The sequence below is a fragment of the Mycolicibacterium sp. MU0050 genome (assembly GCF_963378085.1).
GTDB classification, from domain to species: domain Bacteria; phylum Actinomycetota; class Actinomycetes; order Mycobacteriales; family Mycobacteriaceae; genus Mycobacterium; species Mycobacterium wendilense.
Window position 1 is genome coordinate 1778678 of sequence record NZ_OY726395.1, and the last position, 21204, is coordinate 1799881.

Genomic DNA, 21204 nt, shown 5'->3' on the forward strand with positions numbered 1-21204 from the left:
GGAGTGTCGCTGCCCCAACGGTTGTCCGCCGCGCTGGCCGAGGTGGCGACCGTGGTCGAGGAACCCGACGGCGCGCTGACGGTCAGCCACGCCGGCGCGGTGGCCTCGCTGCGGGTGGTGACCATCGCCGAGGGGCTGGAGATGGTCTCGTTGACCCAGCCGTTGGCGTGGGACCTGCCGTTGAACGCCAAGCTGCGCACCAAGGTGAGCGAGCACGCGGCGCACACCGTGCTGGGCACCGTGGCGTTGATCGAGAAGACCCCCGAGAAACCGTCGGCGAAGCACGCCGGAACTGCGGCCAACGGCGACTCGGAGACCACCGCGCGGCGCCGGACGCCGAGCAAGAAGGTCGCCGACGTGATGCTGCGGTACAACTTCCCCGGGGCGGGGCTCAGCGACGACGCGCTACGCACGCTGATCATGATGGTGCTGGCCGCCGGCTCCGACGTGCGTCGCGCCCTGCTGGCCTGAGCTCGCGGCCGCGGACGCCGCGGTTTCAGCGGCAGGCCCGACAGGTGCCGAAGATCTCGACGGTGTGGCTGACGTCGGAGAAGTCATGTGCCGCAGCCATTTCGGCGGTCCACGCCTCGACCTCGGGGCCGTCGACCTCGACCGCCGTGCCGCAGTGTCGGCAGACCAGGTGATGGTGGTGGTGCGACGAGCAGCGCCGGTACACCGATTCGCCGGTGTCGATGCGCAGGGTGTCGACCAACTTGGCCTCCGCCATCGCCTGCAGCGTGCGATAGACGGTGGTCAGCCCGATGTTCTCGCCGCGGCGACGCAGTTCGTCGTGCAGTTCCTGCGCCGAGCGGAATTCTTCGACGCTGTCGAGCAGTTCGGCGATGGCGGCCCGCTGCCGAGTGGAGCGAACCTGGCGGGCGGCGGTCATGGCTGGTCCTCGGCGGCGTGCGCGACCGCGTCGACGACGATGTGGGCCAGGTGGTGGTCGACCAGCCGGTAGAGCACCTCGCGCCCGGAGCGCTCCCCGGCGACGACGCCGGCGGCCTTGAGGATGCGCAGATGCTGGCTCACCAGCGGTTGCGGCACGTCCAGCGCGTCGACGAGTTCGTGAACGCAGCGGCGCGACTCGCGCAGCTGCAGCACGATGGCGATGCGGACCGGGGCGGCCAGCGCACGCAGGATGTCGCCGGCGGCGTCCAGGGTCTCCCGGGTGGGCAGCTCCGGAAAGGGCTCCTCGGAGTGCGGATGGTGCAGGTCGTCGGTTGCGGTGGGCGCGGTCGACATGGTGGCCACCTCCGAACTATTGGAAACGATTTTCAATACCGCTGCCACTGTTCCATGCAGAACGACGCATGTCAAAGGGTTCGACCCGAACCCGCGGGCGCGTGTCGGGGACGGTCGCTACCGTCGCTGCCATGCATCCACTGGAGATCATCGTCCGTGGCCAAGCCCGGCAGCGCTACCCGGCGGAGCGGGCCACCGTCGGCCTGTCCGCGACGCTGGAGGGGGCCGACCGCGACGACGTGTACCGCCGTGCGGTCGCGGTGGCCGAACCGTTGGGAGCCGACCTGCGCCGACTGCAGGAGGCCGAGGCGGTGACCCGGTGGAGCAGCGATCAGCTGCGGGTGTTCAGCTACCGGCCGTACTCGGAGACCAGGACCCGGCGGCCGCGCTACCGGGCGGCCATCGCGTTCGACGCGGAGTTCGTCGACTTCGAGCAGCTCTCGGCGTTCCTGGACCGCTGGGCGTCCTCCGAGGGCATCGAGGTGGGCTACACCCACTGGGATGTCACCGAAGACAACCGCCGCCGCTACGAGGCGCAGCTGCGCCGGGAGGCCGTCGGCGACGCCACGCTCAAGGCGCAGGCCTACGCCGAGGCCGCCGGCCGCGGCCAGGTCACCGCGGTGCAGTTGTCCGACCCCGACATGCTCGACAGCGGGCACCGGTCCGCGCGGGCGTTCCAGCTGGCGGCGGCCCCGGTTGGCGGTGCGCCGGCCCCGGAGCTGGACCTGCGGCCCGACGACATCACCCTCGCGGTGTCCGTCGATGCGCGATTCCTGGCGGAGTAGAGCTCCTCACCGCCTCGTTCCTCGGCGGCTTCGTCGCGCCCGCTAGGCTGGCTGGGTTGCAATCCCCCCAGACAGGAGAGCTTTTCCCGTGGCGTCCGTCATCGATTCCGTCGTCAACCTGGCCAAGCGTCGCGGCCTGGTCTATCCCTCCGGCGAGATCTACGGCGGCACCAAGTCCGCCTGGGACTACGGACCGCTGGGTGTGGAGCTCAAGGAGAACATCAAGCGGCAGTGGTGGAAGTCCGTGGTCACCAGCCGCGATGACGTCGTCGGGCTGGATTCCTCGATCATCCTGCCGCGCGAGGTGTGGGTGGCCTCCGGGCACGTCGACGTCTTCCACGACCCGCTGGTCGAGTGCCTGAACTGCCACAAGCGGCACCGGCAGGACCACATGCAGGAGGCCTACGCCGAGAAGAAGAAGCTCGACGACCCGGACTCGGTCCCCATGTCGGAGATCGTCTGCCCGGACTGCGGCACCAAGGGGCAGTGGACCGAGCCGCGCGAGTTCAACATGATGCTCAAGACCTACCTCGGCCCCATCGAATCCGAGGAGGGCATGCACTACCTGCGGCCCGAGACCGCGCAGGGCATCTTCGTCAACTTCGCCAACGTGCTGACCACCTCGCGCAAGAAGCCGCCGTTCGGCATCGGCCAGATCGGCAAGAGCTTCCGCAACGAGATCACGCCGGGCAACTTCATCTTCCGCACCCGCGAGTTCGAACAGATGGAGATGGAGTTCTTCGTCGAGCCCGCCACCGCCAAGGAATGGCACCAGTACTGGATCGACACCCGGCTGCAGTGGTACGTCGACCTCGGCATCGAGCGTGACAACCTGCGCCTGTACGACCACCCGCGGGAGAAGCTGTCGCACTACTCCGACGGCACCGTCGACATCGAATACAAGTTCGGCTTCCAGGGCAATCCGTGGGGCGAATTGGAGGGCATCGCCAACCGCACCGACTTCGACCTGTCGACCCACTCCAAGCACTCGGGCACCGAGCTGACGTTCTACGACCAGGCCAGCGACACCCGCTACACGCCGTACGTCATCGAACCCGCGGCCGGCCTGACCCGCTCGTTCATGGCGTTCTTGGTCGACTCGTACACCGAGGACGAGGCCCCCAACGCCAAGGGCGGCGTGGACAAGCGCACCGTGCTGCGGCTGGATCCGCGGCTGGCGCCGGTCAAGGCCGCGGTGCTGCCGCTGTCCCGGCACGCCGACCTGTCACCCAAGGCCAAGGACCTGGCCGCGGAACTGCGTCAGCTGTGGAACATCGAGTTCGACGACGCGGGCGCGATCGGCCGCCGCTACCGCCGGCAGGACGAGATCGGTACGCCGTTCTGCGTGACGCTGGACTTCGACTCGCTCGAGGACCAGGCCGTCACCATCCGCGAACGCGACAGCATGTCCCAGGAACGGGTGGCGCTGTCCGAGGTGTCGAACTACCTCGCGGTGCGCCTCAAGGGCTGCTGAGCCGGGCTCTTCCTCGCTGCCCCTGCGAGATCGAGTTCACCCGTACCGCCTCCCGCGGGTCGGCCGGGATGCAAGAATTCGTGCGCCGGACGCGGTCTGCGGTCCGGTATCTTCAGCTCACTGGCAAATACGTGCCGACACCGCGCCCGACAGGTGCGGCAGGGGAGGGGGACCCGTGACCGGTCCAAGTGGCGGACATCCGGCTGATCCACAACGGCCCGACGAGGTCACCGTGCGCATTACCGGGCGTCAGGTGCCGCCGCCGAGTGGGCCGCCACGCAGCGGTCCGCCGTCGGGGCCGCCGCCCGGGGGTCCGCCGCCCGGACCCGGTGGTCCGCCGCCGGGCTGGTCGTATCCTGTTCCCCCTCCTGGTCGTTCGAGCGCGCTCAAGTGGTGGGCGGTGGGCGTCGGGGTGCTGGCGGTGATCGCGGTGACGTTCGCCGTCGTGGTCACCCTGCGGCCCGGCGGGGGCGGTGACGAGGCGCCGCCGGCGGTGGCCTCCGGCGAACAGAGTTCCGGCGAGTTCGGCGACGCCGCGGAGACCAGTGCTCCCGCGGACGCACCGGACTTGATCGATACCGCCGGGCTCGAGGCCCTGCTACCCGAAAACAGCCAACTGCTGAGCTTTCTGGGCCTCCCGGCCGACCGGGAGGTGATGCGCTACGAGCGCACGATGAATCTCGAGTACGCCGCCGATGTCCACAACTGCGGTCCCGTCACCTCACCGTATGACGTCAACGCCTACCGCGGCAGCGGCTACACCTCGGTGCGCTACTCGTTCGTTCGCGATCCCGACGAGAACATCTCCCCGTTCATCCAGCGGGCCTGGGTGGGCGGCATCGCCTTCCACAACGCCGAAGCGGCACAGGCCATGCACGCCAAGCTGACCGGCATATTCGAGTCCTGCGCGGGGCGGACGGTCAACCTCAAGACCACCGACGACGACAACGATGTGTTCTGGGGGATCGGCGCCGTCACCACCGCCGACGGCATCACCTCGGTGCTCAACTTCCAAGAAGCCTCCGACGATTGGCGTTGCGCGCATTCGGTGGCGCAACGCAGCAATGTCATGCTCGTCGTGATGGACTGCAGCCGGGGTGGCGACGTCGGCCGCAGCGTCGAGTTGGTCGAGCAGATGTTGGCGAAGATCGAAGCACCGCAGTGATCTTCGGCCTGCCCATATCGAGTCAGCCGCGAGCTGGTCGGGGTGGGTATGGGTAGCGGTGATCGGCCGCCAGGCGGAACCGACGATCCCTCCGGGGACGACGAGAAGACCGTCTGGATCCCGCCGAACCGGCCGGAACCGGCGCAGTCCCAATGGAATCCGGCGCCGGCGCCGAGTCCCGGTACGTCAGCGCCCTACCCGCCGAACCAATGGCAGCCGCCCACGGGCAACCGGGGTCAATGGAAGTGGATCGCGTTGGCTGCGGTGGCAGTGTTGGCGATCGTGGGATCGGTCGTGGTGATCGCGCGTTCCGGGAGCGACGGGGCGTCGACGGCCACACCCGGTCCCACGGCCTCGTCGGCCGACGCCGAACCCGCGGCCGACGAATCCGGGGACGCACCCCATTCGGACGCAACGGATTCGGACCCGGACTCGGACCCGGAGACGGAACCGGAGCCCACCGGCCTCGACGCGCTGAAGCGATATCTCCTGACCCCGGCCGAGGTGCAAGATGTACTCGGCGAGCCGGTGCGGGCTGTCGCCGATGGAACCGAGCCGATCGTGCAGACCACCGACCACCCCGACTGCGGCGGGGCGCTGCTGATGCCCACCACCTACGGTCTCGACGGCGCCGGCCATACCGACGTTGTCACGCAGTTGCTCCAGAACCCCGACGCGCAGGGGGCCATTCGGGTGCTGCAATGGGTCATCGGCTTCCGCGACGGACCCGCGGCGGCCGCGTACCTGGCCAACGAGAATCACCGCTGGGACCGTTGCCGATTCAAGACCGTGTCGCTTACCGAGGACGGCCAGACCTCGCAGTGGAGCATGGGCGTCCCGCAGTACACCGGAAGCCAACTTTCGATGCTCGTCCACCAGCGCGGTGCCGGCGAATGGTGGTGCCAGCAGGCCGGCGTGGCCCGCGGCACCGTCGTGGTCGGCGCCCAGGTGTGCAGTGCCGCCGTGCCCTCCGCGATGAAGTTGACCGGGAAGATGGCGATGAAGGTCTCGGGGTAGGCGACATGGGTGAAAACCGGCTCAGCGCCCGGGAAGCGACGCTGCCCGCTGTCGGCCTGCGGATGGCTTCGTGACACGATCATCGCACCGAATCTGGTGGGCCGTACTGGCTTTCGCCGTGGTCGCCATCGTGGTCTCGGCCTTGGTCATCGTGGCCGATCTGCGTGCGTCCGGCGGCGAGCCGGCCACGGCGGCGCCGCCCGAGTCGGCGCCGACGACCGTCCCCGAGGGCGAACCGGCGCCGCCGACCACGCTGGCCGACGTGCTGCCCAGCGCGGAACGGACCGACGGCCTGGTGGGCACTTACGGTCTGGCGCCTTCCAGCACCCTGACGCAGCTGGCGACCGTCACCACGTCGCATCCGCAGTGCGGCGGGATCTTCACCCCCGGCACCGCGACCGCCTACGCCGACAGTCCGAAGACGGCCGTGGTGATCCAGTCCTTCCGGCTGCCCAACTACGAGTACGCCGACGCCGTCGTGCAGGCGGTGGTGCAGTTCCGGGATGCGGCCGCCGCCGACGCGTTCGTCGAGGGCGAACAGCGGCGGTGGACGGCGTGCGAGCGGATCTGGATCACCGAGCAACCGCAGCTGCCCGGGTTCTTCACCGGCGTGGTCACCGTGCGCGACGGGGTGGTGCTCGCGGGAACGACCGCCGGGCGGGACAACTTCGAGTGGCTGTGTCAACGCGGACTGACCGCGGCCGACGACGTCGTCATCGACGTCAAGGTGTGCAACTTCGGCGGCTCGGACAAGGCCGACGTGCTCGCGAACTACATCGCCGACCGGGTCGAGGCCCGCTGACCGTCGCGGGTCACATCCGGCCGTGGCGGCTGCGGACGAAGTTGTAGGCGCCGAAGGCCGCGATGCCCAATGCCGCGGCGATCAGCAGCACCTTGCCGAACGGGGCCTGCCCGACGGTCTTGACCGCGGCGTCCAGACCCGTGGCCTTCGACGGGTCGGCCTGTAGGGTCGCGACGACGACCAGCAGCCCGGCGCCGGCGAGCACGAAGCCCTTGGCGACGTAGCCGGCGATCCCGACGGCAACCACCGAGGTGCCGCCGGAGACGCGCAGGTCGTCGAGGAATTTCTCCGACATGCCCTTGTAGACGTGGTAGGCGCCGACGGCGATCACGCCCACGCCGACGGCGATCAGCGCGGCCTTGCCCCACCCGGACTGCATCAACTGGCCGGACAGGCTCGCATTCTGCTGGGCGCTGGATTGTCCGCCGCCCATGGCGAACCGGGCCGCCGAGAACGCGATCGCGAAGTTGACCGCCGCCAGCCCCAGCGCCTTCGCGCGCTTCCAGGCGGGCCGATCGCCCTGGCTGCCGGAACTCTCGCCGGGCTTGGCGCCGATGACGGCCTCGGCCACCCGCCACAGGCCGAGCGCCGCCAGCCCGCCCGCGGCCACCCAGAGCAACACCGCCCCGCCGGTGTTGCCGGCCAGCGTCGCCAGCGCACCGGATTGGTCGGCGTTGCCGCCGCCGCCGACGAAGGCCAGCCGGGCGATGATGTAGCCGACCAACAGGTGCAGCACGCCGCTGACGGCGAAACCCGCCCGCGCGGCGTATTCGAATGCGTCGTTGTCGGTGGCGCGGTCGGCGGCCCCGTGCACCGAGTCGGGCACGTTGCTCGCGGAGGCGTGGGCGGCCATCGGGTCCTCCTGTCAGCGGATGACCCCGGGTACCCCAGATTTGACGCCGGTGAAACGGGGTCCGCTAGAACCGGCCCCCGCCGCCGCCGTAGCTGCGCGGAGACGAATGGGAGGAACCGCCGTAGCTGGTGGGACGTCCGGGCCGGCCGCCGCCGCCCCAACTTCCGCCCCAGCTGCCGCCGTAACCGCCGCCCCAGCTGCCGCCGAAGCCGCCGCGCAGCACGTTGCCGATGATGATGCCGCCGATCACCGAACCCAGATCCGACGAACCGCCGCGGCCGCCGTAGTGCGAGCTATAGGTCTGCCGGGCGTAGCTGACGTCGGCGTTGGCCAGCTGCTGCGCCTGCGCGGCCAGCGTGGCCGCACCGTTGGCGTGGGCGATCGCCTCGGCGACGTTGCTGTTCTTCTTGGCCTCGGCGGCCTCGAGCTGGCGGGTCGCCTCGGCGAGCCGGGTGCGGGCCTCCGAGCCGATGCTGCCGCGCCGGGTGTCGACGAAGTCGGAGACCGACCGCACCCGCGACTGCGCGGTGAACAGCGCCTGCTCGAGCAGCTTGGCCTGCTTCTGACGTTCCTGCTGCTTCTCGGCGATGACGGCCAGGATGGCGTCGAGTTCGGCGTCGGCCTTGTTCAGCCGGGTGTAGCAGCCCAGCGGGTCCTTGGCGCCGTTGGCCTTCGCGTCCTCGACGGCCTGGACCGCGGCGTCGCGCAGCTTGGCCAGCTCGTCGGCCCTGGGCGTCTTGGGGTCCTTCAATTGCGCTGTGGCGGCGTCGATCCCGGCCTGAATGTCCTCGATCTCGGCGGGCAGATCGGTGATCGCACGGTTGATGTCGCCGGCCGCGGTGTCCACCGCATCCAGCAGCGTCTTGGCCTGACCCAGCGCGTTCTCGGCGCCCCGGATGGCGTCGACCAACGGGTTCTGGTCGGAGGCGGGGCGGCGCAGCAACGAACGACCCTCGGAGATGGTGCGGTCGGCGTAAGCCAGCCGCTCACGGGCGGTATCGACGTTGTCGGCCACCGACTCCAGCGCGGATGCGGAGTACTGCTCGCGCAGCCCCGCCAGCCGCTGCGTGGCCGGCTCGATCCGCGCGGTCAGCGCCACCATCTGCTGGGTCAGCGCGTCCAGCCGGACGGGCGCATTGATCAGCAGGTCGCGCAGCTGCTCGAAGGCGGTGCTCTGCTCCTCCAGGCCGCGGTCGGCCTTGGCCGCCGCCACGATCACCTTGGTGAGCAGTTCGCGACGCTGCAGCGGGGTCTCGGGGATCGCGTCGTCGAGGATCTGCCGGGTGGTGAAGGCCTGCTGCAGCGCGGCTTTCGCCTCTTCGACCGCCCGGCGGAACGGTTCGGTCTTGACGGTGCCGAACTCCTCGATCGCCAATTCCAGTTCGCCCTCGCTGGTCCGGACGGCGTTGTCGACGTCGACGACGATGGCCCGGCTCAACTCGTCGAGGGCCTCCAGCGGCACCTTGGCCAGCGCGGCGGGGTCGGTCGGGTCGACCCGTTTGGCGGCTTCCACCTCCGCGGCGTGGCGACGGGCACGGCGGCGCCGCGACCACACCCACAGTCCGAGGACCAGCAGACCGATGACGGCCAGCACTGCCAAGAACGGCGCGAAGGACACCGACCCGCCGGACCGCCCCGCGGTGGCGTTCAAGCCGTCGGCCGCGGCGATCGCCGCACCGGCCCAGTCGTCGTCGCGCAATGCGGGTTCGATGTCGTTGCGGCGGATGTCGTCGGTGCGCGTCGAGCTGCCCCCGCTGACGGTCGAGGGCACCTGGAACGCCATCGAGCGGTCCACGGTGGCCACCGCCAGCAGGGCGTCGTCATCGCCGAAGTCGCTGGCCCGCATGGTGTTCTGGGCCCACGTCAGCCAGCCCAGGCCGTCGAAGGATTCAACGTAGACCACCCACAGCTGGACGCGCCGGTCGTCGTAGAGGCGGTCGACGGCACGCTCGACCTGGGCCAGTTCGCTGCTGGAGAGCACGCCGGCGCGGTCGGTCACCTGGGCGGGCAACCGAAACGGCGGTTCGGCGGTGACCATCGGTGCGGTCAGCAGGCCGGCGAGCAGGACCACGAGCATCACGTGCAGTGAGCGGGCAAAGCGCATGCTGCCAATCTAGTGCGACCGGCGCGGGCGTCGACGATATTGGTTCCCGGCCCTGGCAGACTGTGCCTCGGTGAGTACTCATTGGCAGGACCCGTACAGCGCGCACGACCGCGAGCGCCTGGTCGTCGAGGGCCCGAAGTCCGCCGCGTTGCCCGGCACCAGCGCCGAACGCCGCAGCGACTTCTCCCGCGACCGCGCCCGCGTGCTGCACTGTGCCGCCCTGCGCCGGCTCGCCGACAAGACCCAGGTGGTGGGTCCCCGCGAGAGCGAGACGCCGCGCACCCGGCTCACCCACTCGCTGGAGGTGGCCCAGATCGGCCGGGGGATGGCGATCGGCCTGGGCTGCGATCCGGACCTGGTGGACCTGGCCGGGCTGGCGCACGACATCGGTCACCCGCCGTACGGGCACAACGGTGAGCGCGCCCTGCACGAGATCACCGTCAACGCCGGTGGCTTCGAGGGCAACGCCCAGAACTTCCGGATCCTGACCCGGCTGGAACCGAAAGTGCTTGATGGTCAGGGCGGTTCGGCCGGTCTGAATCTCACTCGCGCCGCCCTGGACGCGGTCACCAAGTACCCGTGGGCGCGCGGCGAGAACCGCCGCAAGTTCGGGTTCTACGTCGGCTTCCCGGACGACGACGCGGCGGCGGCCGAATGGGCGCGCAAGGGGGCGCCAGGGGAGCGGGTGTGCCTCGAGGCGCAGGTGATGGACTGGTCCGACGATGTCGCCTACTCGGTACACGACGTCGAGGACGGCGTCATCTCCGGGCGCATCGACCTGCGGGTGCTGGCCGACGACGACGCCGCCGCGGCGCTGGCCGCGCTGGGACGGGAGTCCTTCGGTGCCGACCCCGACGACCTGCTCGCGGCGGCGAAGCGGCTGTCCGAACTGCCGGTGGTCGAGGCCGTCGGCAAATACGACGGGACGCTGGGGGCCTCCGTCGCGCTCAAGCGGCTGACCAGCGAGCTCGTCGGCCGCTTCGCCAACGCCGCCATCACCCACACCCGCGAATCCGCGGGCGGCGGACCGTTGGTGCGCTTCGCCGCCGACCTGGCCGTGCCGCCGACGGTGGCCGCCGAGGTGGCCGTGCTCAAGATCCTGGCGCTGCAGTTCATCATGTCCGACCCCGAGCACCTGCTGATGCAGGCCGAGCAGCGCGACCAGATCAAGGCGGTCGCCGAATTCCTCTACGCCGGGGCACCGGACACCCTGGACCCGCTGTTCGCGCTGTATTTCGAGCAGGCCGAGGACGACGCCGGCCGGCTGCGGGTGGTCATCGACCAGATCGCGTCGTTCACCGAGAGTCGGCTGGAACGGCTGTTCCCGGCCGCCAGCAAGCTGATCCCGGGCCAGCTCGCCGTCGACTTCCCCTAGTCACCGCGCCCCAAGTCACCGAGCCCCAAGCCACCGCGAGCGGGCGTGTCTCCGGTCGACACGCCGGACATGTTTCGTGGTCCGCGCACGCTCGCGGCGGGCCCACGAGCCCGATGACCAGCGGGGTGAGCGCGGCGGCCGGGTCGTCCTACACTGTGGCGGTGGCCGGCCGGATTGCAGATCGCGACATCGCGGCCATTCGTGAACGCATTCGCATCGAGGACGTGGTCGGCGACTACGTGCAGCTGCGCCGCGCCGGCGCCGACTCGATGAAGGGACTGTGCCCGTTCCACGACGAGAAGTCCCCGTCGTTTCACGTCCGCCCCAACCACGGGCACTTCCACTGCTTCGGCTGCGGGGAGGGCGGCGACGTCTACGCCTTCCTGCAGAAGATCGAGCACGTCAGTTTCGTCGAGTCCGTCGAACTGCTGGCCGACCGCATCGGCTACACCATCACCTACACCGGGGCGTCGGCCACCAACGTGCAGCGCGACCGTGGCAGCCGCAGCCGGCTGATCGCCGCCAATGCCGCGGCCGCGGAGTTCTATGCCGCCGCACTGGATTCCCCGGAGGCCGCCCCGGCGCGGGCGTACCTGACCGAACGGAACTTCGACGCCGCCACGGCCAAGCACTTCGGCTGCGGGTTCGCACCCTCGGGCTGGGACACGTTGACCAAGCACCTGCTGCGCAAGGGGTTCGAGTTCAAGGAACTCGAGGCCGCCGGGCTCTCCCGGGAGGGCAAGCGCGGTCCCATGGACCGGTTCCACCGCCGGCTGCTGTGGCCGATCCGCGGCACCAGCGGTGAGGTGATCGGGTTCGGCGCCCGGCGCATCTTCGACGACGACCCGATGACCGCCAAGTACGTCAACACCCCGGAGACGTTGCTGTACAAAAAGTCTCACGTGCTGTTCGGGATCGACCTGGCCAAGCGCGACATCGCCAAGGCGCATCAGGCCGTGGTGGTGGAGGGTTACACCGACGTGATGGCCATGCACCTGGCCGGGGTCACCACCGCGGTGGCGTCCTGCGGGACGGCGTTCGGCGACGACCACCTGTCGATGCTGCGTCGGCTGATGATGGACGACAAGTTCTTTCGCGGTGAGCTGATCTACGTCTTCGACGGTGACGCCGCCGGTCGCGCCGCGGCGATCAAGGCGTTCGAGGGCGAGCAGAACCTCGCCGGGCAGTCCTACGTGGCCGTCGCCGCCGACGGCATGGACCCGTGCGATCTGCGGCTGCAGGCCGGCGACGGGGCCCTGCGGGACCTGGTGGCCCGCCGAACGCCGTTGTTCGAGTTCGCGATTCGCACCGCGTTGGCCGAGTTCGACCTGGACAGCGCCGAGGGGCGGGTGAGCGCGCTGCGCCGGTGCGTGCCGATGGTCGCGCAGATCAAGGATCCGACGCTGCGCGACGAGTACGCGCGCCAACTCAGCGGGTGGGTCGGCTGGGACGACGTCGCCCAGGTGATCGCCCGGGTCCGGGAGACCGCCAAGGGCGGCCGCCGCGGGACCGGCCGGGACACCCGCCGCGCGGCGACCGGCCCGACGACGGCACCCCAAGTGCCGCGCCCGGATCCGCGCGACCCGACGCTGTGGCCGCAGCGCGAGGCGCTCAAGGCGGCCCTGCAGTATCCGGCGCTGGCCGGACCGATCTTCGACACGCTCAGCGTCGAGAGCTTCACCCACCCGGGCTACGCGGCGGTCCGCGCGGCGATCGAGGCGGCCGGCGGCACCTCGGGCGGGGTCAGCGGCGGGCAGTGGATCGACCAGGTGCGTCAGCACACCGCCACGCCCGCCGCGGCGGCGCTGGTCAACGAACTCGGCGTCGAGGCCACCCAGGTCGACGACGACGAGATGCTGCCGCGCTACATCTCCGGGGTGCTGGCCCGCCTGCAGGAGGTGTCGATCGGCCGGCAGATCGCCGACCTCAAGTCCAAGCTGCAGCGGATGTCACCGGTGGAGCAGGGCGACGAGTACCACGCCCTGTTCGGCGACCTCGTGGCCATGGAGGCCTACCGGCGCAGCCTGCTCGAGCAGGCCTCCGGAGATGACCTCACTGCGTGAGCCGCGCCCAGCGGTTACGCTTGCCCTGCTGTCGGACGAGCGAAGGATTGTGAGATGGCACGCACCAGGCAACTCGTTGCCGGATTCGCGATCGCGGGCGCCGCCGTCGCCGCGCCCGTGTTCGCTGCGCTGAGCGCCCCGTCCGCCCAGGTCACCGACGCCGCTCCGGCCTGCCTGGCCTGGCTGGGCAGCATGAACGACGGCAAGTGCATCTCGTGGTCGATGGGCAGCGCGGTCGATTCCTCGCTCAACGGCGTCCCGATCACCGTCAACGGCCCCGTCCCCGACGGCAACAGCGTCGGACCCAGGACCGGCCGATGAACCTGCGACGCCTCGTGGTCGGCGCGGCGCTGGGGCTGCTGGCCGCCGGCGCGGCCGTCGGCGTCCCGGCGGCGCACGCCCAGCCGGGCCACTGTGTGTCGTGGCTGGGCGCCCGCGACACCGGTCAGTGCATCAGCGAGTCGAACGGCGGCCTGCCGCAGGTCGGCTTCAACGGCTGGGGCGTCGAGACCGGACCGCTGCTGCCGGGCCGCTCCATCGACATCCCGCTGGGTTAGAGAACCCTTTACCCGCGCGGATCCGGTTCGATCACCGTGGTCTGACTGTCGATCTCGGTCAGCTTCACCAACGACGGGTCGGGGGAGACCCGCTCGGCGATCTTGCGCCGTCCCGCATCGATGACGGACTTGGTGGCCGGATGGGCCGTGACGGCCCGGTAGGTCCCGACGATCTGCTCGTAGCGTTTCCGGCCGGCCTTGGCGCCCAGCACATAGCCGACTCCGAGGACGGTCAGAACACCTAACAACGCGGGCCTCCAAGAACACGATGGACGGACCTCACCATCCTGCCTCATGATCGCCGCGGCCGCCGATCGGTCTCCGCGACCGGGCCTCGGCGACCCGCGTCACCAGCACGATTCTTGCGCTCGGTAACCTGTGCGCTAGAGTCTTGCTTCGGTCAATCCCCTGTAGCTCAACGGCAGAGCACCCGACTGTTAATCGGGCGGTTGATGGTTCGAATCCATCCGGGGGAGCTTCTCTTCTCAAGCTCCGTCCGTCTCGGCGAGCTTCTCCGGGTGCAGCATCTCCGCGTACCGGCACTGTTCCGGAATCCCGAACCCGTCGACCAGTAGTTCGGCGTAGGGCCGCAGCCGACGACAGCGGTCGTTGATGCCGCGGGTGACGGCCTTGGCGCGCTCGGTGGACAGGAACCGGTGCTCGATCCACCAGGCCTTGTCGTTGTCGATGACGGTCAGCGCGTAGAGGTCGCAGACCATACCCAGGATCTCGCGGGCCTCGTCGTCCTCACAGGAGTCGATACCGGCGACGAACGCCTCCATGATCACGCGGTCGATGTGGGCCTGCGCCGCGTGCAGCACGTGGTCCTGCACGGCGTTGAATGCGTCGAACGCCGACATCTCCCTGGACTTGCCCTGCAGCCGACGCGCCACCGAGGCCAGCATGTATTCCTCGCGGTCTTCGAACATCTGGATCTGGGTGCCGCGGTTGAACAGGCTGCCCTCCTCCTCGTTGTCCTGCCGGGTGTCGAGGATGGTCTGGATGATGGTTTCGGCCGCGGTGCGCTTGAGGACGCGCTCCCCGGCGTAGTTGGCGGCGAAGCGGACCCACTCCACCGGGCTCATGCCCTTGATGTCGTCGGCGTAGGCGGTCAGTAGCTGCTTGGCCACCAGCTGGGTGAGCACGTGGTTGTCGCCCTCGAAGGTGGTGAACACGTCCGTGTCGGCCTTCAGGGCGATCAACCGGTTCTCGGCCATGTAGCCGGCGCCGCCGCACGCCTCGCGCGCCTCCTGGATGGCGCGGGTGGCGTGCCAGGTGTTGGCGGCCTTCAGCCCCGCGGCCCGCGATTCCAGCTCGCGTTGCTCCTCCGGGTCGGGGTCGTCGGCGATCTGCAGTTCGTGGCACCTGGCCACCAGCTCGTTCTGCGCGAACTGCAGCGCGTAGGACTCCGCGATCAACGGCAGCAGCCGACGCTGGTGCACCAGGTAGTCCATGATGACGACCTCTTCGCCGGTGTCCGGGTCGTCGAACTGCTTGCGCTGCAGGCCATACCGGGTGGCGATGTCCAGCGCCACCCGGGCGGCCGCCGCCGCGCTGCCGCCCACGGTGACGCGTCCGCGGATCAGTGTCCCCAGCATCGTGAAGAATCGGCGGCCGGTGCTCTCGATGGGCGAGCTGTAGGTGCCGTCGGGGGAGACGTCGGCGTACTTGTTCAGCAGGTTCTCCCGCGGCACCCGGACCTGGTCGAACACGATCCGGCCGTTGTCCACGCCGGGCAGCCCACCCTTGTAGTGGCAGTCCGAGGTGGTGATGCCCGGCAGGTCGTTGCCGTCGTCGTCCCGGATCGGCACGATGAAGCAGTGCACCCCGTGGCCCTCGCCGTCCGGAGTGATCAGCTGCGCGAAAACCGCTGCGACGCGCGCGGTCTCGGCGGCACCGCCGATGTAGTCCTTGCGCGCGGTGGGGGTGGGGGAATGGATGACGAACTCTTCGGTGGCCGGATCGTAGGTGGCGGTGGTCTCCAGGGACTGCACATCGGAGCCGTGGCCGGTCTCGGTCATCGCAAAGCAGCCGAGCAGTTCCAGGTTGATGGTCTTCTTGACGTAGGCCTCGTGGTGTCGCTCGGTGCCCAGGTTCTCGATGGCGCCGCCGAACAACCCCCACTGCACGCCGGCCTTGACCATCAACGACAGGTCACTCATGGCCAGCATCTCGATCTGGGTGACGGCGGCGCCCACGTCGCCGTTGCCGCCGTGCTCCTTCTTGAAGCCGTCCTCGGCGGCACCGGCGGCCGCCATGATCTTGAGCTGCTCGGCGACCTTGGTCCGCGCGATCACCGTGTTGGGCGTGTAGTGCGGCCGGAAGACGTCGGTGGACAGTTCCGCGCGCATCCGGTTCTTCACGTCGCGCCACCGGCCGTCGAGGGTGTTCTGCAGATGCTCCGCGGTTGTCGTCATGATTCGACCGTAGCCTTTGGGCGACGACAGCAAACGTGTCTCGGCCAACGCAGGTAGACCTTAGTTGGCTGCGGTCACAACGCTGGCGTTGAATCGTGGGCATGCCCAGGCGGTTACCTCACGACTTCGATCACACCCACCCGGACGTGACCGGCGGCTGGTTGCGGGCCGCGACGTTCGGGGCCATGGACGGACTGGTCAGCAACACCGCGCTGATCGCGGGGGTGGCCGCCGGAGCCGGCGCCAGTGCCGTGGTGCTCGCCGGGGTCGCGGGTCTGCTGGCCGGCGCATTCTCGATGGCGCTGGGTGAATACACGTCGGTGACCACCGCCAACGAGCAGATCGACGCGGAGGTGCGCGTCGAGAAGCGGGCGTTCAAGCTGTACCCGGAGGCCGAGGAGCGGGAGATGACCGTCGCCTTCCAGCAGATGGGTCTGTCGGCGGAAACCGCGCAGCGCGCCGCCGAGGAACTGCACCGCGACAAGCAGCAGGCGCTGCGGGTCCACCTGGTCACCGAGCTCGGCGTCGACCCGACGGAAAAACCGTCGCCCAAGGTGGCGGCGGCCTCGTCGTTCCTGATGTTCTGCATCGGCGCGATCATCCCGCTGATCCCGTACCTGCTGGGCTACGAGTCGTTGACGGCGGGCCTGCTGTGCGGCGGCGCCGGGTTGATCATCGCCGGTGCGGCGGCGGCGCACTTCACCAAGCAGCCGCTGTGGTTCGGCGGCGCGCGCCAGCTGCTGTTCGGCGCGATCGCCATCGGCGCCACCTACGTGGTCGGGCTGCTCGTCGGTCAGGTCGTTTGAGTGTTGCGGGCGCTGCTGGTCGTCGCCGCGGCCGCGGTGGCCTGCGCACCGGCGGCGAGCCTCGAGGAGTTGCGCTACCACGACCAGGTGACGGTCGCGCACGGCGAAATGTTCGAGGGCACCACGATCGGTGGCCTCTCGGCGATCAGCTATCACCCGGGTGAAGACCGCTACTACGTCCTCAGCGACGACAAGGCGCAGCACGGGCCGGTGCGGTTCTACACCGTCGAGATGCCTTTGCGCGACAACACGATCGATGAGCTCCGCTTCACCGGCATGCACCCGCTGGCCGGGGCCGGCGACGCCGACGCCGAGGGTTTGGCCGTCGATCCGGCGCGCGGCCGGCTGTACTGGTCCACCGAGGGCGGCCGGCCCGACGGCGACGGCACGCCCGTCACGCAACCCTGGCTGCGGATCGCCGGACTCGACGGCAGCGCGGTCGGCGAGTTCGAGCTGCCGGCGAACTTCGTGGTGTCGCCCGACGCGAGCCGGGGAATCCGCGCCAACAACGGGCTGGAGGGGCTGGCCCTGACCCCCGACGGCGCAGCGCTGTTCGCCGGGCTGGAGGAACCGCTGTATGAGGACCCGCCCGCGCTGACCCGTATCACCGAGTTCGACGTCGAGTCCCGAAAGCCGCTGGGGCAGTATGCCTATCGCCTGGAGCCCGCCCCGGCCGGGCGCTCCAACGGACTGGCGGGCATGGTGGCGTTGTCGGACACTGCGTTCCTGGTGATCGAACGTGCCGGCGGGCCGGGCCCGACGATCCGGCTGTTCCGTGCCGAAATCGGTGCCGCGACGGACACGTTGGCCATGGACGTGCTGCCGGACGATCTCGTGCCGATGGCCAAGACCCTGGTGGCGGACCTGAGCGCGGCCGGTGGCCCGGTGCCGCTGGACAACATCGAGGGCATCACCCTGGGGCCGGCGGACTCGGTGGTGCTGGTCAGCGACGACAACTTCAACCCCGCGCAGGTGACGCAGTTCCTGCTGTACTCCGGTCTGCGTCGAGAAGACGCCGGGTGACGCCCCGTCCTGCGGAAACGGCTATTTCTCGGCGCCGGCATCGTCAGCGGCGGCCTCGAGCAGGCGGCGGAACACCCCGACGGCCGCCTCGAGCACCTCGCGGTCGGCCTCGTCGAGCGCCGCGAGCAGCGGGTCGACCACCGCGGCGCGGTCGACGCGAACCTGCTGCAGGGTGCGAACACCCTTGTCGGTGATGCGGATGAGCACCGCGCGGGCATCGGAGGGGTCCTGCGTGCGGGTGGCCAGTCCGGCTTGTTCGAGCCGACGGACCTGGGTGGTCATCGTCGGTTGCGAGCAGTTGTCGCGGTGGGCGAGGTCCGAGATGCGGGCCTGACCCGATTCCTCGATCATGGACAGCAGGCGGGCCTGCGCCCACGGGAGCGGGGGTCGACTGCGCTGGGTGGCCAGGCGGTTGAACCGGGCCACGACGGCCAGTAGTTCCACCCCGAGCTCGCTGGTTGCCGGCGACATGCCCCCACGTTAAATAGGGTTGCTATGTAAATCAACCCGATTCCGGGCGCAGCGCCGTGGCCCTGGCAGAATCGTGAAATGACCGCAACCCGGCCCGCATCCCGTCCTGCGCGGGCGCGGTCGTTGCAGCCCGCCGAGATGGCCCAGTCCGCGGTGATGGCTGCGTTGTGTGCGGCCTGCGCGGTGATCGCCGTCATCGTCCCGTTCGCGCAGAGCGTCGCCCTGCTCGGGATGGTGCCCATGGGGTTGCTCGCCTACCGCTACCGGCTGCGCGCCCTGATCGCCGCGGCGTTCGCGGGCGGCGCGATCGCCTTCCTGGTCGCCGGCCTCGGCGGCTTCATGACGGTCATGATCTGCGCCTACATCGGCGGCCTCACCGGCATCGTCAAACGCAAGGGACGCGGGGTGCTGACCGTGCTGGGCACCAGCATGATCGCGGGCCTGGCGTTCGGCCTGTTCGTGGTGGTGGCGCTGCTCGGGCTGTCCCGGCTGCGGGTGCTGATCTTCGACACCATCACCGCCAACGCCACCGGCCTGGCCCGCTTCAACGAGTCCGCGGCCCGGTTCACGGACTGGTTGGGGATTCCGCCGTTCACCTGGTTGGGCGACGGGCTGGCCGCGACGGCGGACCCGATCCGCGACGTGGTGGAGTGGGGCCTGCGGTACTGGCCGCTGCTGGTGTGTGGCTACGCGGTGGGGTCCATCATGGTGACCTCGCTGATCGGCTGGTGGGTGCTGTCCCGGGTGCTCGAACAGCTTCGCGGCATCCCCGACGTCCACAAGCTGGAGACCCCTGACCCCGGGCCCCCCGGCCCGCTGCCGGTGCAGCTGCGCGACGTCCGGTTCCGTTACCCGGGCGCCGAGCACGACGCGCTGGCCCCGATCAGCCTCGACATCGACGTCGGCGAGCACATCGCGGTCACCGGCGCCAACGGTTCGGGCAAGACCACCCTGATGTTGCTGCTCGCCGGCCGCGAACCCAGCTCCGGCACCGTGGCGCGGCCGGGTGCGGTCGCACTCGGCGAGGCCAACGGCACCTCGGTGGTGCTGCAGCACCCCGAAAGCCAGGTGCTCGGGACCCGCGTCGCCGACGACGTGGTGTGGGGGCTGCCGCCCGGCCGCGAGGTCGACGTCGAAGCCCTGCTCGAGGAGGTCGGCCTGGGCGGCATGGGGGAGCGCGACACCGGCGGCCTGTCCGGCGGCGAACTGCAACGCCTGGCCGTGGCCGGCGCGCTGGCGCGGAACCCGTCGCTGCTGATCGCCGACGAGGTGACCTCGATGGTCGATCAGGCCGGCCGCGACGCCCTGCTCGAATTGCTGTCGGGCCTGACCCAGCGGCACCCGATGAGCGTGCTGCAGATCACCCACTACGCCGGGGAGGCCGAATCTGCCAACCGTGTCGTGAGCCTGTCCGATTCCCTGGACAACACCGACATGGTCGGCACCGCCGCGCCCGGCACCACCCCACCGCTCGAGGCCGCCGCCACCACCCCGGTGATCGAGTTCGACCACGTCAGCCACGAATATGGGGCGGGTACGCCGTGGGCCAAGACGGCGCTGCGCGATATCAGCTTCACCGTGCACGAGGGCGACGGCGTCCTCATCCACGGCGGCAACGGTTCCGGCAAGTCCACCCTGGCGTGGATCATGGCCGGCCTGATCACCCCCACCTGCGGCGCGGTGCGGGTGGACGGCAAACCGGCCGCCGAGCAGTCCGGCGAGGTGGCGGTCGCCTTTCAGGCCGCGCGTCTGCAGCTGCTGCGGCCCCGGGTGGACCTCGAGGTCGCCTCGGCCGCGGGGTTCGAACCCGGTGACCACGACCGGGTGGTCGCCGCGCTGGCGCGGGTCGGTCTCGACGCGGCGTTGGCGCGCCGGCGCATCGACCAACTCTCCGGCGGTCAGATGCGCCGGGTGGTCCTCGCGGGCCTGCTCGCCCGCTCACCGCGGGTGCTGATCCTCGATGAGCCGCTGGCCGGCGTGGACGCCGCCAATCAACGAAACCTGTTGGTGTTGCTGGAGGATCTGCGCCGCGAGACCGGCCTGACGGTGGTGGTGATCTCGCACGACTTCGTCGGCCTCGAAGGGCTGTGCCCCCGCACTCTGCACCTCAAGGACGGCGCGCTGGAACCCGCGGCGCAATCGGCGAAGGAACTGTCATGACGGCATCGACCAAACGCCAGCGACGCCCGGTCGTGCTCCTGCGCCCGGTGCCCGGCACGTCGCCGATTCACGAATTGTGGGCCGGCACCAAGCTGCTCGTGGTCTTCACGCTCTCGGTGCTGCTCACGTTCTTCCCGGGCTGGGTGCCCATCGTCGGGGTGGGCGTGCTGGTGCTGGTGGCGATCCGGCTGGCGCGCATCTCCCGCGGTGTTCTGCCCACCATCCCGTGGTGGTTGTGGCTGCTGCTCGCGTTCGGGGCGCTGACCGCGGCCCTGGGGGCCGGCAGCCCCGAAGTGACGATCGGCTCGGTGGAGCTGGGCCTGGGCGGCCTGCTGAACTTCACCCGCATCACCCTGCTGGCGGTGGTCCTGCTGGGTCTGTGCATGTTGGTGTCCTGGACGACGAATGTCTCCGACATCGCGCCTGCGATCGCCACCCTGGGCCGCCCGTTCAAGAAGTTGCGCCTCCCGGTCGACGACTGGGCGGTGGCCACCGCGCTCGCGTTGCGCTCGTTCCCGATGCTGCTCGACGAGTTCCGGGTGCTGTATGCGGCGCGCAGGTTACGGCCGCGGCCATACTTCCCGCGGCGAATGCGGCTGCGCCGGCTCGGTTTCGAACTCGTCGACATGCTGGCGGCGGCCATCACGGTGGCCCTGCGCCGCGGCGACGAGATGGGCGACGCGATCACCGCCCGCGGCGGCACGGGTCAGTTCTCCGCGAGCAAGGGCCGGTTCCGCCGCCGCGACGCGGTGGCCCTCGCGATCGTGTTCACCTTCTGTGCGGCGGCGATGGCGTCGGAACTGTTCGTGATGGGGACCAGCCCGGGCCGCGCCTGACGGGGCCGCCGTCGCCCGCGGATGAGAGCTCTCTCATCCGGGTTTCATCTC

General features: G+C 70.0%; 21 protein-coding genes and 1 tRNA gene. 15 read left to right on the top strand and 7 right to left on the bottom strand.

Going from position 1 to position 21204, the window contains the following annotated elements; translation table 11 throughout:
- Positions 1–3: 3 nt before the first annotated feature.
- Positions 4–471 (top strand): hypothetical protein, encoded by a 468-nt coding sequence (locus tag R2K23_RS08455; protein WP_396893563.1) that lies wholly within the window; start codon positions 4–6, stop codon positions 469–471.
- A 25-nt stretch (positions 472–496) separates the two neighbouring features.
- Here R2K23_RS08455 and R2K23_RS08460 read toward each other — a convergent pair whose 3' ends face one another.
- Together R2K23_RS08460 and R2K23_RS08465 are read right to left on the bottom strand one after the other, a co-directional pair.
- Positions 497–889, bottom strand: coding sequence for a Fur family transcriptional regulator (locus R2K23_RS08460; protein ID WP_316515987.1), 393 nt, complete (start codon positions 887–889; stop codon positions 497–499).
- Positions 886–1245 carry an ArsR/SmtB family transcription factor gene (locus tag R2K23_RS08465; RefSeq protein WP_316515989.1) on the bottom strand — a complete coding sequence of 120 codons (360 nt, stop codon included), beginning with the start codon at positions 1243–1245 and terminating at the stop codon, positions 886–888. The genes R2K23_RS08460 and R2K23_RS08465 overlap by 4 nt, the downstream gene beginning before the upstream one ends.
- Before the next feature lie 131 nt (positions 1246–1376).
- Between R2K23_RS08465 and R2K23_RS08470 the strand changes: the two genes are divergently transcribed.
- The 5 genes from R2K23_RS08470 to R2K23_RS08490 all read left to right on the top strand — a co-directional run bounded on the left by R2K23_RS08470 (position 1377) and on the right by R2K23_RS08490 (position 6488).
- Complete coding sequence (locus R2K23_RS08470) at positions 1377–2030, top strand: SIMPL domain-containing protein (RefSeq protein WP_316515991.1); 654 nt, start codon at positions 1377–1379, stop codon at positions 2028–2030.
- Positions 2031–2118: 88 nt separating this feature from the next.
- A complete protein-coding gene (locus R2K23_RS08475; RefSeq protein WP_316515992.1) occupies positions 2119–3504 on the top strand; it encodes a glycine--tRNA ligase in 1386 nt (461 codons plus the stop codon).
- Positions 3505–3904: 400 nt separating this feature from the next.
- A complete protein-coding gene (locus R2K23_RS08480) occupies positions 3905–4669 on the top strand; it encodes a sensor domain-containing protein (RefSeq protein ID WP_316515993.1) in 765 nt (254 codons plus the stop codon).
- A gap of 48 nt (positions 4670–4717) precedes the next feature.
- Positions 4718–5686, top strand: coding sequence for a sensor domain-containing protein (locus R2K23_RS08485; RefSeq protein WP_316515995.1), 969 nt, complete (start codon positions 4718–4720; stop codon positions 5684–5686).
- A gap of 70 nt (positions 5687–5756) precedes the next feature.
- Positions 5757–6488, top strand: coding sequence for a sensor domain-containing protein (locus R2K23_RS08490; RefSeq protein WP_316515996.1), 732 nt, complete (start codon positions 5757–5759; stop codon positions 6486–6488).
- A 10-nt stretch (positions 6489–6498) separates the two neighbouring features.
- Here the strand turns inward: R2K23_RS08490 and R2K23_RS08495 are convergent, their stop codons facing one another.
- A complete protein-coding gene (locus tag R2K23_RS08495; RefSeq protein WP_316515997.1) occupies positions 6499–7341 on the bottom strand; it encodes a DUF1206 domain-containing protein in 843 nt (280 codons plus the stop codon).
- Between the two features lie 64 nt (positions 7342–7405).
- Positions 7406–9445, bottom strand: a complete 2040-nt coding sequence (locus R2K23_RS08500) for a TPM domain-containing protein (RefSeq protein ID WP_316515999.1) — start codon at positions 9443–9445, stop codon at positions 7406–7408.
- Between the two features lie 70 nt (positions 9446–9515).
- On the opposite strand from R2K23_RS08500, the gene R2K23_RS08505 reads away from it, so the two are divergent.
- The 4 genes from R2K23_RS08505 (at position 9516) to R2K23_RS08520 (ending at position 13440) form a co-directional block, all read left to right on the top strand.
- Positions 9516–10820, top strand: a complete 1305-nt coding sequence (locus tag R2K23_RS08505) for a deoxyguanosinetriphosphate triphosphohydrolase (protein WP_316516000.1) — start codon at positions 9516–9518, stop codon at positions 10818–10820.
- A 113-nt stretch (positions 10821–10933) separates the two neighbouring features.
- Positions 10934–12883, top strand: coding sequence for a DNA primase (gene dnaG / locus R2K23_RS08510; RefSeq protein WP_316516001.1), 1950 nt, complete (start codon positions 10934–10936; stop codon positions 12881–12883).
- Positions 12884–12937: 54 nt separating this feature from the next.
- Positions 12938–13204 (top strand): DUF7155 family protein, encoded by a 267-nt coding sequence (locus R2K23_RS08515; RefSeq protein WP_316516002.1) that lies wholly within the window; start codon positions 12938–12940, stop codon positions 13202–13204.
- Positions 13201–13440, top strand: a complete 240-nt coding sequence (locus R2K23_RS08520) for a DUF7155 family protein (RefSeq protein WP_316516004.1) — start codon at positions 13201–13203, stop codon at positions 13438–13440. Before R2K23_RS08515 ends, R2K23_RS08520 begins: the two co-directional genes overlap by 4 nt.
- 8 nt (positions 13441–13448) lie before the next feature.
- On the opposite strand, the gene R2K23_RS08525 is transcribed toward R2K23_RS08520, so the two are convergent.
- On the bottom strand, positions 13449–13688 hold the full coding sequence (locus R2K23_RS08525; RefSeq protein WP_316516006.1) for a hypothetical protein: 240 nt from the start codon (positions 13686–13688) through the stop codon (positions 13449–13451).
- 156 nt (positions 13689–13844) lie between these two features.
- On the opposite strand from R2K23_RS08525, the gene R2K23_RS08530 reads away from it, so the two are divergent.
- A tRNA-Asn gene (locus R2K23_RS08530) sits at positions 13845–13916 on the top strand.
- 9 nt (positions 13917–13925) lie between these two features.
- On the opposite strand, the gene R2K23_RS08535 is transcribed toward R2K23_RS08530, so the two are convergent.
- Positions 13926–15857: an acyl-CoA dehydrogenase family protein gene (locus R2K23_RS08535; protein ID WP_316516008.1), complete on the bottom strand. Its 1932-nt coding sequence runs from the start codon at positions 15855–15857 to the stop codon at positions 13926–13928.
- Positions 15858–15958: 101 nt separating this feature from the next.
- On the opposite strand from R2K23_RS08535, the gene R2K23_RS08540 reads away from it, so the two are divergent.
- Both R2K23_RS08540 and R2K23_RS08545 read left to right on the top strand, forming a co-directional pair.
- Positions 15959–16663, top strand: coding sequence for a VIT1/CCC1 transporter family protein (locus R2K23_RS08540; protein WP_316517148.1), 705 nt, complete (start codon positions 15959–15961; stop codon positions 16661–16663).
- Positions 16664–17686 (top strand): esterase-like activity of phytase family protein, encoded by a 1023-nt coding sequence (locus R2K23_RS08545; protein ID WP_316516010.1) that lies wholly within the window; start codon positions 16664–16666, stop codon positions 17684–17686. It abuts the gene before it with no gap.
- A 21-nt stretch (positions 17687–17707) separates the two neighbouring features.
- On the opposite strand, the gene R2K23_RS08550 is transcribed toward R2K23_RS08545, so the two are convergent.
- Positions 17708–18157, bottom strand: coding sequence for a MarR family winged helix-turn-helix transcriptional regulator (locus R2K23_RS08550; RefSeq protein ID WP_316516012.1), 450 nt, complete (start codon positions 18155–18157; stop codon positions 17708–17710).
- Between the two features lie 78 nt (positions 18158–18235).
- Between R2K23_RS08550 and R2K23_RS08555 the strand changes: the two genes are divergently transcribed.
- Both R2K23_RS08555 and R2K23_RS08560 read left to right on the top strand, forming a co-directional pair.
- Positions 18236–20317 (top strand): ABC transporter ATP-binding protein, encoded by a 2082-nt coding sequence (locus R2K23_RS08555; protein WP_316516013.1) that lies wholly within the window; start codon positions 18236–18238, stop codon positions 20315–20317.
- On the top strand, positions 20314–21153 hold the full coding sequence (locus tag R2K23_RS08560) for an energy-coupling factor transporter transmembrane protein EcfT (RefSeq protein ID WP_316516015.1): 840 nt from the start codon (positions 20314–20316) through the stop codon (positions 21151–21153). The genes R2K23_RS08555 and R2K23_RS08560 overlap by 4 nt, the downstream gene beginning before the upstream one ends.
- Positions 21154–21204 lie beyond the last annotated feature (51 nt).

Bases quoted from the DNA above. Each gene is read 5' to 3' on its own strand.
- R2K23_RS08535 (WP_316516008.1), bottom strand. From the start codon at position 15,857: ATGACGACAACCGCGGAGCATCTGCAGAACACCCTCGACGGCCGGTGG.
- R2K23_RS08540 (WP_316517148.1), top strand. From the start codon at position 15,959: ATGCCCAGGCGGTTACCTCACGACTTCGATCACACCCACCCGGACGTG.
- R2K23_RS08465 (WP_316515989.1), bottom strand. From the start codon at position 1,245: ATGTCGACCGCGCCCACCGCAACCGACGACCTGCACCATCCGCACTCC.
- R2K23_RS08520 (WP_316516004.1), top strand. From the start codon at position 13,201: ATGAACCTGCGACGCCTCGTGGTCGGCGCGGCGCTGGGGCTGCTGGCC.
- R2K23_RS08515 (WP_316516002.1), top strand. From the start codon at position 12,938: ATGGCACGCACCAGGCAACTCGTTGCCGGATTCGCGATCGCGGGCGCC.
- R2K23_RS08495 (WP_316515997.1), bottom strand. From the start codon at position 7,341: ATGGCCGCCCACGCCTCCGCGAGCAACGTGCCCGACTCGGTGCACGGG.
- R2K23_RS08485 (WP_316515995.1), top strand. From the start codon at position 4,718: ATGGGTAGCGGTGATCGGCCGCCAGGCGGAACCGACGATCCCTCCGGG.
- dnaG (WP_316516001.1), top strand. From the start codon at position 10,934: ATGACCAGCGGGGTGAGCGCGGCGGCCGGGTCGTCCTACACTGTGGCG.
- R2K23_RS08500 (WP_316515999.1), bottom strand. From the start codon at position 9,445: ATGCGCTTTGCCCGCTCACTGCACGTGATGCTCGTGGTCCTGCTCGCC.
- R2K23_RS08460 (WP_316515987.1), bottom strand. From the start codon at position 889: ATGACCGCCGCCCGCCAGGTTCGCTCCACTCGGCAGCGGGCCGCCATC.
- R2K23_RS08470 (WP_316515991.1), top strand. From the start codon at position 1,377: ATGCATCCACTGGAGATCATCGTCCGTGGCCAAGCCCGGCAGCGCTAC.
- R2K23_RS08550 (WP_316516012.1), bottom strand. From the start codon at position 18,157: ATGTCGCCGGCAACCAGCGAGCTCGGGGTGGAACTACTGGCCGTCGTG.
- R2K23_RS08555 (WP_316516013.1), top strand. From the start codon at position 18,236: ATGACCGCAACCCGGCCCGCATCCCGTCCTGCGCGGGCGCGGTCGTTG.
- R2K23_RS08560 (WP_316516015.1), top strand. From the start codon at position 20,314: ATGACGGCATCGACCAAACGCCAGCGACGCCCGGTCGTGCTCCTGCGC.